Below are 15,873 nucleotides of genomic sequence, written 5' to 3'. Positions count from 1 at the left end.
GATTACTTCGCCAGGCCCATCTGGAGGTAGTTCGGGTACGCCGGGAACGCGCCGATCGCGAAATTGCCGACCTTCGCGCCGTGCAGGAAGGAGTTGCGCGTGTAGATCAGCGGGACCACCGGCGAATCCTGCATGATCCGCTTGTCCGCCTTGGCCCACAGCTTCCCGGCCGCGGTCGGGTCGACCGTCCCCTGCGCCTCGGCGATCAGCGCGTCCACCTCCGGCACCGAGTAGCGCGACTCGTTGTATCCGCCGTTGCCGATCTCCGACGTGCCGAACAGCGGCTCGATGTTGGCGTTGGCGCTCGGGAAGTCCGGCTGCCACGAACCCAGGGTCAGGTCGTAGTTGCCGTCGTTGCCGGTGACCAGCGTGGTCCAGGCTTCGTCGTCGAGCGGGCGCAGCTTCGTGCGGATGCCCGCGCGCTGCAGCGCGGCCTGGATCGCCTGCGCCTTGTCCGCGTCGTTGTTCGCCGTCGACACCGGGAAGTCCAGGTTGTCGAGGCCGTTCGGGAAACCCGCCTCGGCGAGCAGCTGCTTGGCCTTCGCGACGTCGCCGGACGGCGGGGCCGGGTAGAGGTCGTACACCTCGCGTCCGGCGATGCCCTCGGTGATCAGCGTCGTGGCGATCGGGCCGGCCAGGTCCGCGCTGCCCGCGGCGGCGACCTGGTAGGCGGTCTTGTCCACGGCGTACTGGAACGCCTGGCGCACCTTGGGATTCGCCAGCGGGCCGCGTTTGGTGTTCAGCGCCAGGTAGGCCAGCGCGCCGGACTTCGACGTGACGAGCTGGTTCTTCGCCGCCGGGTTCGTGCGGATCTGCGCCAGCTGCGCCGGGTTCACGAACGACGAGCCGAACGCGAACGCGTCGTTGCCCTGGCTGGCCAGCAGCCGCTTCGCAACCACGCCGGTGTCCTGGCCCATCTGGATCACGACCGCGTCCGGCAGGCCGGTGCGCGCGAGGTCGGTCTTGGCGTCCCAGTTGGGGTTCCGGACGAACTTGACCTGCACGCCCTTCTGGTACGACTCGACCTGGTACGGGCCGGACGCGACCGGCTTCGTGTCGTAGGTCGCGTCGGTGCCCTTGCCCTTCGGCACCGGGGCGAACGCCGGCATGCTCGCGATCCACGGCCAGTCGCCGTACGGGCGGGCCAGGTGGAACACGATCGTCTGCGGGTTCGGCGTCTCGATCGACGCCAGCTCGCCGCCCTTGAACGGGCCCTTGTAGTCCGGGCCGCCGGCGAGCAGGTTCTTGTGGTAGCTCAAGCCGCCGGAGAACGCCGAATCGAACGACCGCTCGATGCCGTACTTGATCTCGGCGCTGGTGATCGGCGTGCCGTCGGCCATCTTCAGGCCGTCCTTGAGCGTGTAGGTCCAGGTCTTGCCGTCCGCGCTCGCCCGGCCGGTGTCGGTGGCGAGGTCCGGGACCACGGTGGCCGGGCCGTCCGCGGAGGTCTTCCACGCGGTGAGCCGCCGGTGGATCAGGCTGATCGTGGTGATCGCCAGGTTCTGGCTCTTCGCCGGGTCGAGGTGCTGCGACGTGGTGTCGCTGAGGATGTACAGCGTCCCGCCGGACGACACCGCGACCGCTCCCCCGCCGCCGGACTGCTCGTTCGCGTTGCACGCGGCGAGGAACGCCCCGGCTCCGGTGACCGTCGCGGTGACGCCGAGCGCCTTCAGGAAGTCCCTGCGATCCATGGTTTTTCCGTTCCCTTTCTCACGAACCGAGCCGAGCGCGGGGGTCCAGGACCCCGTAGAGCACGTCCACCGCGAAGTTCGCGAGGACGACGAAGAAGGCGGCGAACAGGCTGACGCCCATCAGCACCGGCAGGTCCACCTGGTGCACCGCGTCGACGAGCAGCCCGCCGAGCCCGGGCAGCGCGAAGACCCGCTCGGTGATCACCGCGCCGCCGAGCAGCGCGCCGAGGTCGACCGCGAACACCGTCACCACCGGCAGCAACACGTTGCGCAGCGCGTATTTCCCGATGACGGTCCGCTCCGGCAGGCCGACCGCCCGCGCGGTGCGGATGAAGTCCTCGCCCATGATCTCGAGCATCTGCCCGCGCGAGAGCCGCGCGTAGACCGCGGCGTTGATGAACGCCAGCACCAGCCACGGCAGCACGAGGTGCCACGCCCAGTCGACCGGGCTTTGCGCGAACGTCACATAGCCGCTCACCGGCACCACGTCGAGCGTGAAGCCGAACAGCAGAATTCCCAGCAGGCCCACCAGATACGCGGGCGCGGACACCCCGGCGAGCGTGATCGTCATCGCGGCCCGGTCGGCGAACTTCCCGCGGCGCAGCGCGGAGAACACGCCGGTGGCGACACCGGCGAGCAGCCAGATCACCGACGCGCCGACGGCCAGCGAAACGGTGATCGGCAGCCGGTCGCCGATCAGGGTCAGCACCGGTTCGCTCTGCTGGAACGAATAGCCGAAGCAGGGCGCGGAGCAGACGATCGCCGTCACGCCGGCGCCGAACGTGCGGCCGGCGAAGATGCCGCCGAGGAAGTCGAAGTACTGCTGGATCCACGGCTTGTCGAAGCCCATGAACTCCCGGGCCAGCGCCAGGTTCTCCGGCGTGCACGGCTTGCCGCAGGACATGTACGCCGGGTCGGTCGGCAGCAGGTAGAACACCGCGAAGGTGCCGAAGCTGACCACGAGCAGCACGCCGAGCATGCCCAGCAGGCGGATGCCCACGAAACGCAGGGTGCGGTTCACCGGCGCACCGCCGTTTTCGGGTCGAGCGCGTCGCGCAGCCCGTCGCCGAGCATGTTGAACGCCAGCGTCGCGACGAACAGCGCGGCGCCGGGGAAAATGAGGAACATCGGATCGGTCTGCACCCAGTTGATCGCGTCGCTGATGGAACGGCCCCAGCTCGGCGTGGGCGGCGGGATGCCGACGCCGAGGAACGACAGCGCGGCTTCCAGGCCGATGTTGGCCGGGATGCTCACCGTCGCCAGCACGATGACCGGTGCCCACAGGTTCGGCAGCAGCTCGCGGCGGAACACGTGCCCGCCGCCCGCGCCGAGCGCCCGGGCCGCCTTGACGAAGTCGCGGTTGCGCAGGCTCAGCGTCTGCGCGCGGACCACGCGGGCCACCCTCGGCCAGCCGAACAGGCCGATCACCGCGATCAGCAGCAGCGGCCGCGGGATCGACTGCGGGGCGACCGCGCCGAGCGCGATCATGAAGATCAGCTGCGGGAACCCGAGCAGCACGTCGGTCACCCGGCTCACCGCGGTGTCCCACCAGCCGCCGAGGTACCCGGCGCTCGCCCCGAGCAGCACGCCCAGCAGCATCGACACCGCGGTCGCGGCGAGCCCGATCAGGAACGACGTGCGCGCGCCGTACGCGACGACCGCGAAGAGGTCGCGTCCGGTCAGCGGTTCGACGCCGAACCAGTGGCTGCCGCTGATGCCGCCGAGGAATCCCGCGCCGGTGCCGTCGGCCGGATTGAGCAGGTCGGTGTGGTAGGTGTACGGATCCTGGCCCTCGACCAGGGCGAGCAGCGGAGCCGCGAGAGCGGTGACGATCACCAACACGATGACGACCGCGCTGGCTCGCGCCCAGCGGTCGTGCCGCAGCGCGCGCCACAGGTTCCGGGAGGCCGGAGCGGCCGCCGGGACACTGGCGCCGCCCGGCGACAGGATGTCGGACAACGGTTCCCTATGCAGATCAGCGTTACTTGACGTCGTGACAGTAAAGAACCCGAAGGAAATTCACCACGATGGCGGCGCCCGTCCCGGATCGTGAGACATCGCCGACGTCGCCCCTCCCTCCGGGAGCCGTGCCGTTTGCCCAGGTCGCGGGCCGTCCGACAGCCCGGCTCAGTGTGCCGTGCGGACAGCTGTCCGGCCAGTGTTGTCCTCACCCGTTCGGACGGAGTCCCGGGACAGTCGGCTGACTCGGTTTGTGCCGCCGTCCGCCCGGCACTGGACTGGGCGCACGTGATCAGTCTCCTGTGGACGGAAGGACCCGCCGATGTCTCGTTGCTCGCGCCGCAAGTGGGCCGGAGTGCTGCTTTCCGCGGCTGCGACCGCCTTGCTGGTCAGCCCGGCCGCGTCAGCCAGCGCGGCGGTGAACGGCGGCGACGCGATGTACACGGTTTCCCCCGGCCCGGGCCGCGAGCCGTACTACTGCTCCGCCGGGTTCGCGATCCTCGTCAAGGGCGTCCGGTACCTCCTCACCGCCGGGCACTGCACCGAGCACGGCCTCGACTGGAAAGACATCGGGCGCAATGTGGACAGCCACTTCCCGGTGACCGACTACGGGCGGGTCGAGGATCCTTCCGGTTCCGGACACAGCCGGGTCGACCTGTACGACGGCAGCACGCAGCGGATTCTCCGCGCCGGGACCCCGCAGGTGGGGCAGCTGGTGTGCAAGAGCGGGATGACGACGAAGAAAACGTGCGGGAAGGTCCTCGGGCTCGGCCAGACGGTGAACTTCGGGGACGGCAAGCAGGTGGTGGGGACGATCGCCACGGACATCCCGGTCGGGGCCGGGGACAGCGGCGGTCCGCTGTTCTACGCCGGGGTCGGCTACGGCGTGCTCTCCGGCGGGAACGACCAAGTCAGTTTCTTCCAGCCGCTGCCGCCGGTGCTCGCGGCTTACGGGGCGACGCTCGCCTGAGCGAGTTCGATCCAGAACCGGTCCTCGCCGCGCTTGCGGCCGTCCGGCACGCCGCCGTTGGACAGGATCGCCCGGCGCGAGCGCTCGTTCTCCGCGTCGCAGGTCAGCAGCACCCGGCCGAGCCCGAGTCGGCGGCACTCCGCGAGCCCGGCCGCCAGCATCCGCGTGGCGTGGCCCTGCCCGCGCCACGGGGACACCACGTGGTACCCGACGTGGCCGCCGGACTCGGCGAGTTCGGCCGTGAGCCGGTGCCGGACGACCAGGCTGCCCAGGTAGTACTCGCCGGAGACGTACCAGAAGAGCGTGGAAGGCACTCCCCAGCGCGGCTGCACCTCGCGCCGCGCGGCGACGAACCCGGCGAAGTCGCCGCTCGCCTCGTCCAGCCAGTCGGTCGGGCGGCCTTCGAGCAGGCAGTCCGCCTGTTCTCCGACGAGGTACGACGTGCGCACCTCAGTCGTGGGCAGGACGAGACGGGGCGGCTCGGCGAGACGGATCATCGGCCCAGTCTTCCCGCCGAGCGTCCGGCGCACAGCTCATTTTCGCGCCAGTCCGGAGTGTTCCTCCCGCAGCGCCCGCTTGACGATCTTCCCGCTCGGGTTCTTCGGCAGCGCGTCCACGAACACCACGTACTTCGGGCACTTGTACCCCGCCAGGTGTTCCCGGGCGTGCGCGAGAACCTCCTCCTCGGTGAGCGTGGCGCCCTCACGCGGGACGACCGCCGCGGTGACCGCTTCGATCCAGCGCGGGTGCGCGACTCCGAAGACCGCGACCTCGGCGATTCCGTCCAGCAGGTACAGCGCTTCCTCGACCTCGCGGCTCGCCACGTTCTCGCCGCCGGTCTTGATCATGTCCTTTTTCCGGTCCACCACCGAGAGATAGCCCTCTTCGTCGAGCACGCCGAGGTCGCCCGAGTGGAACCAGCCGCCTTCGAAGGCCGCGGCGGTTTTCTCCTCGTCCTCGTAGTAGCCGAGCGTCGCGTGCGGGCTGCGGTGCACGATCTCGCCGACCTCGCCGGGCGGGAGTTCGCGGCCCGCGTCGTCCACGATCCGGGTCTCGACGTTGATCGACGCCCGTCCCGCCGAACCCGCCTTCGCGAGCTGTTCGTGCGGGCGCAGGATCGTCGCGAGCGGGGCCATTTCGGTCTGGCCGTAGAAGTTCCACAGCTGCACGTCCGGCAAGCGGCGCGAGAGTTCGCGCAGCACTTCGACCGGCATCGCCGACGCGCCGTAGTAGCCCTTCCGCAGGCTGGACAGGTCGGTGGTGTCGAACGCCGGGTGGCGCAGCAGCGAGATCCACACCGTCGGCGGCGCGAACAGCTTCGTCGCGCGTTCGCGTTCCACCGCGGCCAGCAGCGCCGCCGGGTCTGGGCCGGGCAGGATCACGCTCGTCGCGCCGAGATAGACGTCCACGGACAGGAAACAGTCCAGCTGCGCGCAGTGGTAGAGCGGCAGCGAATGCACCTCGATGTCGTCGCCGGTCATGCTGCCGTCGATCGCGCACGAGACGTACTGCGCGATCAGCGAGCGGCTCGACAGCAGGACGCCCTTCGGCCGCGATTCGGTTCCGGAGGTGTACATCAGCCGCAGCGGGTCGTCGTCCGCGACGGCCACCGCGGGCGCGGTTTCGTCGCCGGGCTGGTCGATCCAGTCCGCGACGCTCTCCCATTCCCCGCCGCTGCCGCCGATCCGCGCGCGCAGCACGCCGGCGCGGCCGGAGCGTTTCAGCGCCTCCGCCGCGGTGTCCAGCAGCGCGTCCTCGGCGATCAGCCCGGACACTCCGGCGTGGCCGAGGATGAACGCGACCTCCTCCGCGCCCAGCATGAAGTTCACCGGCACCAGCACCACGCCCAGCTTGGCGGCGGCGAACACGAGCACCGCGTACTCCCAGCAGTTGCGGCTGAGCAGCGCGAGCCGGTCGCCCTTGGCGAGGCCGCGCTCGGCGAGCCGGTGCGCGCAGCGGTTGACCGCCGCGTCGAACTCGCGGTAGGTCGCCCGCCGCTCTCCGGAGACGATCGCCAGCTTGTCCGGGACGCGCACCGCGGTGCGCCGCAGGAGATCGCCGACGGAATGCTGGCGGGCGTGCTGGATCGCTTCCGCCGTTTCGGCGCTGAACGGGCTCGGCATAGCGGGAGTCTCATCCACCGGCGCGGCGCGCGCAAGCACTGCCGGGGAGCCGCTGTCTCAAGTGGACCCGCCGGAACTGGTGCCCCGCCCGGGAAATCCGCTCAGCCGTCCTTCGCCCACACCCGCACGGCCACCGCGACGGCGATCCCGGCGACGCCCAGCACGATGCCCGCGACCAGCAGCCCGGACGCGATCAATCCCAGCGCGGCCACCGCGAACAGCCCGACCTCCAGGAAGAACCGGGTCGGCTCCGGGCTGCGCCGTTTCGCCTTCGGCGCGATCACGAGCCACCAGATCGCCCCCGCCAGCGCCGGCCACAGCACCGCGGACAGGACGTCGAGGAACACGCTCCCGCCGAGCCGCGCGCCGGCGACCGCGAGCCCGGCCAGCAGCGCCAGTTCGGTCAGGAAGCGGATGACGAGCACCGCGCCGGGGAAACCGCGCAATTCGGGTCGAGTGGTGGTCACGCCGGGAAGCCTAACGGCCGGGCCCGCGTTCCGTGCGCGGAGTCGCGGACCCGGCCGGAGTCAGCGGCGGGCGACCATCCGGGACAGCGTCATCAGGATCGCCCCGAACACCAGCAGCGCCGCGCCGAACACCGCGAGCCGCGGGGTGCTCACGCCGGTTTTCGCCAGCGCCTGCTGCTTCGGCTGGCTGGCTTCCGGCGCGGAGGTCTGCGCCGGCTGGCTGGTCGTGACCTTCTGCGGGGCCGCCTTCTGCACCGCCGGGGCCTTCGGCGTCACCTTCGCCGCCTCGTGCACGCGGGCGGTGAGCGAATCGGCGTGCTTGGCGTCCGACAGCGAGCCCGGCGGGTTCGCCTGCTTGCCGCCGGCCCAGACGAGACCGCTGATGTCCTTCTTCGCCGCGGGCGACGAGGTGGACGTGGCCGGCTTCGTCGCCGACGACGTCGGGCTGCTGGACGTAGTCGGCGAAGTCGTGGCCGAACTCGTCGGCGTCTTGGCCGGAGTCTTCGTCGCCGAGGAGGCCGGCGGCGCGCTCGTGGTCGGTTTGGCCGACGTGGGCGGCTTCGTCGACGTGGTCGGCTTCGGGGGAACCGGGGCCTCGCTCTTCGGGGCTTCTCCCCCGGCGAGCTTGATCAGCTGCTCCATCGAGCCGTTGAACGAGTCCTGGTCGCCGGGCTTGTTGCCGGAGTCCGAGTACTGCCAGATCGTGTAGTAGCGCCAGCCCGACGGCAGCGGGCCCGGGCTCTGCGCGTACCGGGCGATGAACAGCGGATGCGTGTCGCCGAACGCCGCCGAGTTGCCGGTGCAGGTCTTCCACCAGTCGGTGGTCGTGTAGAGCATCGGCCAGCGCGAGGTTTTCGCGTGCACCCGCTCGGAGAACGACCGCACCCACGACACCATCGCCGACTGCGAAAGGCCGAAGCAGGTCGAGCCGTAGGGGTTGTACTCGATGTCCAGCATCGGCGGCATCGTGCGGCCGTCCCCGGACCAGCCGCCGCCGTGCGCGACGAAATAGTCCGCCTGCGTCGCGCCGTCGGACACGTCCGGGCGCGCGAAGTGGTACGCGCCGCGGATCATCCCGACGTCGTACGAACCGTTGTACTGCTGCGCGAAATACGGGTTTCGGTACCCGGTGCCCTCAGTCGCCTTGACGTACGCGAAGCGCGCGCCGGCGTTCCAGGCCGCTTTCCAGTCCACATTGCCCTGATGCCCGGACACGTCCATGCCCGGCACTTGAGCAGGCGCAGCCACCGCCTGGGGCGCGTGCAGCAGCCCCAGCGCTCCGACCGCAGCAACCGCTGCCGCCGCGACGACCGCACCCGCCCGAGCCGCTATCCGCCCGGAGCCCGTCATCCTCTACTCCCTCTTCTTTTCCCGCCCTGGGAGCGCTCCGGCCGTCCGAGTCTCTTCCCCAAGATCGGCACCGGATCACCTGGGCGAGCCCCAGTGTGTGTGACACGCGGGACGCCTGTAAACCACTGGGAGTGATGCGACGCGTGGTACACAAGAGGTTTTCCGAGGTCACCGGGGGTACGGCCGCCGCGGGGCGGGACGAAACTCACCCACCCCGGGTCACTGTCGGCGTCGGGCCCGGCACTCGTCGCAGCGGGTAACCAGCTCGCCGGGACTGGCGCACCGAGCCGGACCCGAGCGGTCGCGAGTGTGCGGTTCCGTCTTCGCGCTAGGGCCGAAGGTCGTTCGCCGGGCACCGCCGCGGACGCGCCCGCGGCGCGCGACACGCCCGGCCCGGCGAGGCGTTCACGAACAACCTCTCCACGCCGGAAACCCTTGCCCGCACTGCGGAAATCGGCCGTCACCAGCACTTTTCGCCGCAATGCCGGTAATTGCCCGGACACGCAGCGTCAACCCGGAAGCCGTCTTCGCAACATCTTGGCAACCGGCTTGACACCGGCTGTGGTCCGGACCACCCTGCAGGACATTGGTCTACACCATTTGTCATTCAGCCCCGGTCGCCGACGACCGGGCACCGAAAGGACGAGACACGTGAAGCGCTGGCTCAAGCTGGCGGCGGGAGCCGCCGCCATCACGCTCGCCACGGCCGGGTGCGCCGGCTCCGGCGGGAGTGAGAACGCCTCGAGCGCTGGGGGCGCGCAGGACGGCAAGCTGACGGTCTGGCTGATGACCGGCTCCGCGCCGGACAGCCTGACCTCCGCCCTGAACAAGGAATTCGAGGCCGCCCACCCCGGCGTCAAGGTCGACTACCAGATCCAGCAGTGGAACGGCATCCAGCAGAAGCTGACCACCGCGCTGGCGAGCGACACGCCGCCGGACGTCATCGAGGTCGGCAACACCCAGACCCCGGCGTTCGCCGCGCAGGGCGTGCTGGCCGACCTCTCCGCCGACGTCGACAAGCTCAACGGCGGGCAGTGGCTCGCCGGGCTCAAGGCGTCCGGCCAGTACGACGGCAAAACCGTCGGCGTGCCGTTCTACGCCGCGAACCGGGTCGTGCTGTACCGCAAGGACATGTTCGAGCAGGCGGGCATCGCCAAGCCGCCCGCCTCGAACGACGAATGGCTCGACGACATCGCGAAGCTGAAGGCGAAGTTCGGCAGCGATTCGCAGTTCCAGCCGCTGTACATGCCGGGCCAGAACTGGTACGCGCTGTCGTCGTTCATCTGGGACAACGGTGGCGACATCGCCAAGGGCGAGGGCAAGTCCTTCAAGTCCTCGCTGAACACGCCGGAAGCCAAGGCGGGCCTCGAGTTCTACAAGAAGCTCGTGGACGTCTCCGGCACCACCGCGCCCAAGGACAACGACGAGGCCACGCCGCAGCAGGCGGGCATCTACGGCGCGGGCAAGGTCGCCATGTTCATCGGCACCCCGAACGAGGTCGCGACCGCGGCCAAGACCGACCCGGGCATCACCGCCAAGACCGGCGCGTTCCCGATCCCGTCCAAGACCGCGGGCCAGACCGCCCCGGTGTTCCTCGGCGGCTCGAACCTGGTCGTCCCGCTCAACAGCAAGCACCAGGACCTCGCCAAGGACTACCTGAAGCTGCTGACCAGCACCAAGTACATGACGCAGCTCTCCGCCGGCGGCTACGTGCCGGGCACCTCGACCGATCTCAGCGCCCTCGACAAGGACCCGCTGGGCTCGGTGATGGCGAAGGCGTCGAAGAACGGCCGCGCGATGCCGGCCAGCCCGAAGTGGGGCGAGGTCGAATCCGGCCAGAACCCGCTGAAGGACATGCTGACCGCCTACCTGACCGGGAAGAAGACCCTGGACCAGGCCGCGGCCGACGCGAACACGGCCCTCGACAAGATCATCGGCGGATGACCGCGACGAAGGACAAGCCGATGCCGGCGGGGGCGACCCCGCCGGCATCGGCGCACGTCGGGGCGGCGCGGAAGCGGGGCGGCGGCTGGTTCAGCGAACGGCTCATGCCGTACCTGCTGCTCCTGCCCGCGCTCGCCGCCGTGCTGGTGCTGCTCGGCTGGCCCACCGTCCAGATGCTCGGCATCAGCCTCCGCCAGCTCGACCTGCGCGAGCTGGTGACCGGCAAGATGGTGTGGATCGGCTTCAAGAACTACACCGACGTGCTGTCCGACCCCGAGTTCTGGGCAGTCGCGCTCCGCACGGTCCTCTTCACCGCCGCGCTCGTCGCCGCGACCCTCCTCGTGGCGCTGCTGATCGCGGTGCTGATGCGGCACCTGCACCCGGTGCTGCGGATCTGCGTGCAGATCTCGCTGGTGCTCGCGTGGGCGGTGCCGGTCATCGCCACCACCACAGTGTTCCAGTGGATCTTCGACCAGCAGTACGGCATCCTCAACAAGACGCTGGACCGGCTGGGATTCCATTCGTTCATCGGCTATTCGTGGTTCTCCACCGGCACGAGCACGCTCGTGGTGATCGGCCTGCTGGTGCTGTGGCAGGCGGTGCCGTTCGTCGCGTTCACCCTCTACGCGGGCCTGATCGGCGTGCCGCGCGAGCAGTACGAGGCGGCGGGCATCGACGGGGCCGGGCCGTGGCAGACGTTCCGCGCGGTCAGCTGGCCCGCGATCCGGCCGATCCTGACGATGGTGACGTTCCTGTCGATGCTGTGGGACTTCAACATGTTCGCCCAGGTGTGGGCCGTCCGCCAGGGGGGCCCGGACGGCGCGAGCACGACGCTGGCGATCCTGCAGTACCTCAAGGGCATCGCGGGCAGCCACTTCGGCTCGGCCGCGGCCATCGCCACCATCATGCTGGTGCTGCTCCTGCTGGTCACCGGCCGGTACGTGCAGCTGCTGGTCCGGACCAAGGACGGGGAGATCGCATGAGGAAGTCCCTGCCCGCCCGGGTGCTGGTGTCGCTCGCCGGCCTCCTCGTGGCGCTGCTGTTCCTCTTCCCGACGTACTGGATGTTCACGACGTCGCTGAAGACGCCGGGCGACGTGCTGTCGCCGAAGTACGACCTGATCCCGACCTCGGCGACGCTGTCGAACTTCGCGTCGGCGCTGACCAAACCCGGCTTCGTCACGTACCTGAGCAACAGCCTGATCGTGACGCTCGGCGCGGTGCTGGCCGCGCTGGTGGTGGGCGTGCTCGCGGCGATCCCGCTCGCGCGCTTCCGCTTCCGCGGCCGCAAGGGGTTCCTGCTGCTGATCCTGGTCGCGCAGCTGGCCCCGCTGTCGGCGCTGTTCATCCCGATGTACCTGCTGATGCGCGACATCGGGCTGCTGAACACGCTGCCGTCGCTGCTGCTGGTGTACTTCGCGACGTCGCTGCCGTTCACCGTGTGGATGCTCTACGGGTTCGTCAACGGCATCCCGTACGACCTCGAAGAGGCCGCGATGATCGACGGCTGCAGCCGGGTCGGCGCGTTCCGCCGGGTCACGCTGCCGCTGCTCGGGCCGGGACTGGTGACCACGTCGGTGTTCAGCTTCATCACCGCGTGGAACGAGTTCCTGTTCGCCCTGGTGTTCATGCGGGACCAGTCGAAGCAGACGCTGCCGGTGTGGCTGTCGTCGTTCAAGACTGCGTTCTCGATCGACTGGGGCGGCGTCATGGCCGCGTCGGTGATCTATGCGATCCCCGCGGTGATCTTCTTCCTGATCGTGCAACGGAAACTCGTGTCCGGCATGACCGCCGGCGCGGTGAAGGGATGACGGTGGCTGACCTGTCCGACGACCCCCGCCGGCTCGCCGAAGCCGTTCTGCTGCCCGGATTCGCCGGGACCGCCGCGCCGGACTGGGTGCGCCGCCGCCTCGCCGAGGGGCTGGGCGGCGTGATCCTGTTCGGCCGCAACGTGGTCGACGACGAGCAGGTCGCCGCGCTCACGTCCGCGCTGCGGGCCGAGCGGGACGGCGTCGTCGTCGGGATCGACGAGGAGGGCGGCGACGTCACCCGCCTCGACGTCGGCAAGGGCTCGTTCGTGCCCGGTCCGCTCGCCTTGGGGGCGGCCGGGGATCCGGAGCTGACCGCGTCCGTCGCGGCCGCTCTCGGCGAGCGGCTGGCCGCGTGCGGGGTGACGGTCAATCTCGCGCCGTGCGCGGATCTCACGCTCGCCGCGGAGGATCCGGGCATCGGCGTGCGGGCGTTCGGCTCGGACCCCGTCGCGGCTTCGCCGCACGTCGCGGCGTTCGTCACCGGCATGCAGAAGTACGGCGTCGCCGCGTGTGCGAAGCACTTCCCCGGGCACGGCGCGGCGACCGAGGATTCCCACCTCTCGCTGCCGGTGCTGCCGCGGACCGCGGCCGAACTCCGCGAGGTCGAGCTGGTCCCGTTCGCCGCGGCGATCGAGGCGGGCGTCCGGACGGTCATGTCCGGGCACCTCGTGGTGCGGGAATGGGGCGAGGAACCGGCGACGTTCAACCGGACCGCGCTCGTCGACGTGCTGCGCGGCGAACTGGGGTTCACCGGCGCGGTCATCACCGACGCGCTGGAGATGGGGGCTGTCTCCGGGGCCTACGGACGGCACGACGGTCTCGGCGAGGCTTCGGTCCGGGCCCTGCTGGGCGGTGCGGACGCGCTGTGCCTCGGCGGGGCGGCATTCGACGCGGAGACGCTGGACCGGACCGCCGCGGCGATCGTCGCGGCGGTGACCGAGGGGCGGCTTCCCTTGGCGCGGCTGGCCGATGCCGCCGCTCGGACCGCGTCGCTGGGCGTCTCGCCCGCTCCGGCGAGCGTGCGGCCGGTGGACTACTCGCTCGGCCTCTCCGCCGCGCGGGCCGCCCTGCGGATCACCGGCACGCCTCAGCTCAAGGGGCCGACGCTGGTCGTAGACGTGCAGACTGAGCCGGGAATCGCGGCCGGGCCGATGCCCTGGGGGCTCGGGGCGCATCTGGCGGAACTGGTCCCGGGCACCCGGGCGCTGGCGGTCTCCCCGGACGAGGTCTCGACGGTCCTGGCGGAGGCCTCGTCCGCGGAGAGCGTCGTGGTGGTCACCCGGGAAGCGCACCGGCATCCGGCGGTGCGGGAGTTCCTGACCGGGCTGTCCACTGTGGACTACATCCGGGTCGAGACCGGGGTCCCCGGACCGGAAACCGGTGCCGGGCCGAGGATCGACACGTTCAGCGGCTCCTACGTGAGCCTGCGGGCCGCGGCCGAGCACCTGGCCCGTTCCTGACCCCCGGGAGGGGAACCCGGAAGGAAGCTGCTTGGGTTCCCCTCACGGGCCGGCGAAACGGTTCACGAGCGAGGACCTGCCGCGCGGCGAAGGCGGTTCGCGATCGCCAGGCCCAAACCCTTCTCCTCCGGAAGGGACGCGACGATCAGGTCGCAGCCCTTCCGGTCCAGCTCGCGCAGGAAGCCGTACAGGCCGCGGGCGTACTCGGCCAGCGAGGCGGGAACCTCCACCACGGCATGGGCTTCCGGCGCGCTCTGCTGAGAAGGCGGCAGGAAGACCCCCACCTGATGCCCGAGTTCCCGCGCGCGTTCCGCTTCCGCGGCCACCTGTCCGGGCTCGACCAGAACGACCCGGGCGCGCGGCGCGTAATGCGAAGGATGCTGGCCGGGGACCCGGATCGGGCTCGTGGCCGGCACCTCGAGAGAACTGCCGAGCACCGCCTCGAGATCTTCCCGGGGCACCCCGCCCGGCCGCAGGATGCTCAGCGTGTCGCCCGTCGCGTCGACGATGGTCGACTCGACGCCGACCTGGCAGGGGCCGCCGTCCAGCACGAAATCGACGGCCTCGCCCAGTTCCGCGCGGACGTGCTCCGCCGTGGTCGGGCTGACCGAGCCGAACCGGTTGGCCGACGGGGCCGCCGCGCCGCCGCCGAACGCCGACAGCAGGGCCAGCGCCACCGGATGGTCCGGAACGCGCACTCCGACCGTCTCCAGCCCGCCGGTCGCCGCCGACGACACCCGCGGGCCGCGGCGCAGCACGAGCGTGAGCGGGCCCGGCCAGAACCGCTCGGCCAGCAGCCGCGCCGGCTCGGGCAGCTTCTCGACCCAGCCGTCCAGGAATTCGGCTCCGGCGACGTGCACGATCAGCGGATGCGTGGGCGGACGGCCCTTCGCCTGGAAAACGCGAGAAACCGCGGCCGGGTCCGAGGCGTCGGCGCCCAGGCCGTAGACGGTCTCGGTCGGGAAGGCCACCAAGCCCCCGCCGCGCAGCACCTCGGCCGCCTTCTCGATGTCGCCAGCTGCCGCGGTCACGCTCGCACTCTCCTGCCCGACGGGTCGTTCCTCTTGCCCCGTCAGCCTAAGACTCGCGCGCCGGCGCCCTTCACCCGGCGGCGAACCGCGCTTCGACGGTCGACCCGGACGGGTCCGAATGCATCCGCACCAGGTCCGCGAGATGGTTCACCAGCAGCAGTCCCCGGCCGCGGACCTGGTCCGGGGAGGCCGGGACGCGTCCGGCCATCGGATCGGCCAGCCAGGTCTCGTCGCGGACCTGGCACACCAGCTCGCCGTCGGCGAACCCGAGCCGCACCAGCGCGGTGCCGCTGCCGTGCTCCACGCTGTTGACCGCCAGCTCCGACACCGCCATCACCGCGTCCTCGACGCGTTCCTCGGCCAGGCCGTGCCGCCGCGCGATCTCGGCGGTCCGCAGGCGGAGTTCGACCAGGTCGGGCTCGGCGACGGCGAAGGACTGGGCGCCGGGCGGGGGCGGCAGCTCGCGGTTGTAGTCGGCGACCACCGCGTCCGGCGCGTAGTCCCCGCTCGCGCGCCACTCCCCCGTGCCGTCGATCAGCCAGGGATGCGTCCGGTGCGCGTCGGCGAGTTCCCTCGCTCCGAGCGCTTCGGCGTCGTACGGGCACAGGATGGTGACCCACCGGCCCTCGAACGCGTGGTTGATCAACGCCTCGTGCTGCGCGCACGCCGGGTATTCCGCCGCCGAGCGGCCGGCCCAGATCGGCTCCCCGACGATCCGCACGTGCCGGTCCGGGTGCCCGTCGGCGAACGCGCGCAGCACGCCCGGAATGATCCGCCCCGGATTGCGGCCGGCCTCGGTCATGTCGACCAGCAGCACCCGGGAAGCGTCGGCGCCGAGCGCCGCCCGGACCAGGCTCACGTGCTCCGGCGGCGCGGCGACCGCGACCGGCTCGCCCGCGGCCAGCCCCTCCTGGACGAACTGGCCCACGCCGGAGGAGAACTCGTCCTCGCTTCGATAGAACAGCGCCGGATGCAGGAACGCCTGATCCGCGCCCATCACCGACGCCCCGCCGGAAACCACGGCTTCTCCGCGGGCATCACGATCACTACCTCGCCTCTGCCGTCCGT

14 protein-coding genes are annotated in these 15,873 nt (G+C 70.8%); 5 read left to right on the top strand and 9 right to left on the bottom strand.

What is annotated here, in order from left to right:
• Nucleotides 1-2 precede the first annotated feature (2 nt).
• From F9C12_RS01755 to F9C12_RS01745, 3 genes are read right to left on the bottom strand one after another with little or no spacing between them, the layout of a single operon-like run.
• Complete coding sequence (locus F9C12_RS01755; RefSeq protein WP_409464478.1) at nt 3-1,691, bottom strand: ABC transporter substrate-binding protein; 1,689 nt, start codon at nt 1,689-1,691, stop codon at nt 3-5.
• 19 nt (nt 1,692-1,710) lie between these two features.
• Complete coding sequence (locus F9C12_RS01750) at nt 1,711-2,712, bottom strand: ABC transporter permease (protein WP_409180216.1); 1,002 nt, start codon at nt 2,710-2,712, stop codon at nt 1,711-1,713.
• Nucleotides 2,709-3,650: an ABC transporter permease gene (locus F9C12_RS01745; RefSeq protein WP_409464477.1), complete on the bottom strand. Its 942-nt coding sequence runs from the start codon at nt 3,648-3,650 to the stop codon at nt 2,709-2,711. Before F9C12_RS01745 ends, F9C12_RS01750 begins: the two co-directional genes overlap by 4 nt.
• 322 nt (nt 3,651-3,972) lie before the next feature.
• Here F9C12_RS01745 and F9C12_RS01740 point away from each other — a divergent pair, with 322 nt between their 5' ends.
• Nucleotides 3,973-4,620 carry a S1 family peptidase gene (locus F9C12_RS01740; RefSeq protein ID WP_409464476.1) on the top strand — a complete coding sequence of 216 codons (648 nt, stop codon included), beginning with the start codon at nt 3,973-3,975 and terminating at the stop codon, nt 4,618-4,620.
• Here F9C12_RS01740 and F9C12_RS01735 read toward each other — a convergent pair.
• The 4 genes from F9C12_RS01735 to F9C12_RS01720 form a co-directional block, all read right to left on the bottom strand.
• Nucleotides 4,599-5,117 carry a GNAT family N-acetyltransferase gene (locus F9C12_RS01735; protein WP_409180213.1) on the bottom strand — a complete coding sequence of 173 codons (519 nt, stop codon included), beginning with the start codon at nt 5,115-5,117 and terminating at the stop codon, nt 4,599-4,601. The genes F9C12_RS01740 and F9C12_RS01735 overlap by 22 nt on opposite strands.
• Before the next feature lie 36 nt (nt 5,118-5,153).
• Nucleotides 5,154-6,743 (bottom strand): acyl-CoA synthetase, encoded by a 1,590-nt coding sequence (locus F9C12_RS01730; protein ID WP_409464475.1) that lies wholly within the window; start codon nt 6,741-6,743, stop codon nt 5,154-5,156.
• A gap of 101 nt (nt 6,744-6,844) precedes the next feature.
• Complete coding sequence (locus tag F9C12_RS01725; RefSeq protein WP_409180211.1) at nt 6,845-7,210, bottom strand: YrdB family protein; 366 nt, start codon at nt 7,208-7,210, stop codon at nt 6,845-6,847.
• A 60-nt stretch (nt 7,211-7,270) separates the two neighbouring features.
• The gene (locus F9C12_RS01720) at nt 7,271-8,560 is read right to left on the bottom strand and encodes a GH25 family lysozyme (protein ID WP_409464474.1); all 1,290 of its coding nucleotides are present in this window, start codon (nt 8,558-8,560) and stop codon (nt 7,271-7,273) included.
• Nucleotides 8,561-9,211: 651 nt separating this feature from the next.
• Here F9C12_RS01720 and F9C12_RS01715 point away from each other — a divergent pair.
• From F9C12_RS01715 to F9C12_RS01700, 4 genes are read left to right on the top strand one after another with little or no spacing between them, the layout of a single operon-like run.
• On the top strand, nt 9,212-10,504 hold the full coding sequence (locus tag F9C12_RS01715) for a sugar ABC transporter substrate-binding protein (protein WP_409180209.1): 1,293 nt from the start codon (nt 9,212-9,214) through the stop codon (nt 10,502-10,504).
• A complete protein-coding gene (locus F9C12_RS01710; RefSeq protein ID WP_409464473.1) occupies nt 10,501-11,487 on the top strand; it encodes a carbohydrate ABC transporter permease in 987 nt (328 codons plus the stop codon). Before F9C12_RS01715 ends, F9C12_RS01710 begins: the two co-directional genes overlap by 4 nt.
• Nucleotides 11,484-12,314, top strand: coding sequence for a carbohydrate ABC transporter permease (locus F9C12_RS01705; RefSeq protein WP_409180207.1), 831 nt, complete (start codon nt 11,484-11,486; stop codon nt 12,312-12,314). Before F9C12_RS01710 ends, F9C12_RS01705 begins: the two co-directional genes overlap by 4 nt.
• Complete coding sequence (locus tag F9C12_RS01700) at nt 12,311-13,774, top strand: glycoside hydrolase family 3 protein (protein ID WP_409464472.1); 1,464 nt, start codon at nt 12,311-12,313, stop codon at nt 13,772-13,774. The genes F9C12_RS01705 and F9C12_RS01700 overlap by 4 nt, the downstream gene beginning before the upstream one ends.
• Before the next feature lie 62 nt (nt 13,775-13,836).
• On the opposite strand, the gene F9C12_RS01695 is transcribed toward F9C12_RS01700, so the two are convergent.
• Together F9C12_RS01695 and F9C12_RS01690 are read right to left on the bottom strand one after the other, a co-directional pair.
• A complete protein-coding gene (locus tag F9C12_RS01695; RefSeq protein WP_409464471.1) occupies nt 13,837-14,805 on the bottom strand; it encodes an L-threonylcarbamoyladenylate synthase in 969 nt (322 codons plus the stop codon).
• A 70-nt stretch (nt 14,806-14,875) separates the two neighbouring features.
• The gene (locus F9C12_RS01690; RefSeq protein WP_409466950.1) at nt 14,876-15,802 is read right to left on the bottom strand and encodes an anti-sigma factor RsbA family regulatory protein; all 927 of its coding nucleotides are present in this window, start codon (nt 15,800-15,802) and stop codon (nt 14,876-14,878) included.
• Nucleotides 15,803-15,873: the final 71 nt, after the last annotated feature.

The sequence above is a fragment of the Amycolatopsis sp. GA6-003 genome, from assembly GCF_046267895.1.
Classification (GTDB): Bacteria; Actinomycetota; Actinomycetes; order Mycobacteriales; family Pseudonocardiaceae; genus Amycolatopsis.
The sequence above is the reverse complement of the archived record's forward strand: the minus strand, read 5'-3'. Positions and strand labels throughout refer to the sequence as shown.

Bases quoted from the DNA above. Each gene is read 5' to 3' on its own strand.
- F9C12_RS01755 (WP_409464478.1), bottom strand. From the start codon at position 1,691: ATGGATCGCAGGGACTTCCTGAAGGCGCTCGGCGTCACCGCGACGGTC.
- F9C12_RS01740 (WP_409464476.1), top strand. From the start codon at position 3,973: ATGTCTCGTTGCTCGCGCCGCAAGTGGGCCGGAGTGCTGCTTTCCGCG.
- F9C12_RS01735 (WP_409180213.1), bottom strand. From the start codon at position 5,117: ATGATCCGTCTCGCCGAGCCGCCCCGTCTCGTCCTGCCCACGACTGAG.
- F9C12_RS01730 (WP_409464475.1), bottom strand. From the start codon at position 6,743: ATGCCGAGCCCGTTCAGCGCCGAAACGGCGGAAGCGATCCAGCACGCC.
- F9C12_RS01720 (WP_409464474.1), bottom strand. From the start codon at position 8,560: ATGACGGGCTCCGGGCGGATAGCGGCTCGGGCGGGTGCGGTCGTCGCG.
- F9C12_RS01710 (WP_409464473.1), top strand. From the start codon at position 10,501: ATGACCGCGACGAAGGACAAGCCGATGCCGGCGGGGGCGACCCCGCCG.
- F9C12_RS01705 (WP_409180207.1), top strand. From the start codon at position 11,484: ATGAGGAAGTCCCTGCCCGCCCGGGTGCTGGTGTCGCTCGCCGGCCTC.
- F9C12_RS01700 (WP_409464472.1), top strand. From the start codon at position 12,311: ATGACGGTGGCTGACCTGTCCGACGACCCCCGCCGGCTCGCCGAAGCC.
- F9C12_RS01690 (WP_409466950.1), bottom strand. From the start codon at position 15,802: ATGGGCGCGGATCAGGCGTTCCTGCATCCGGCGCTGTTCTATCGAAGC.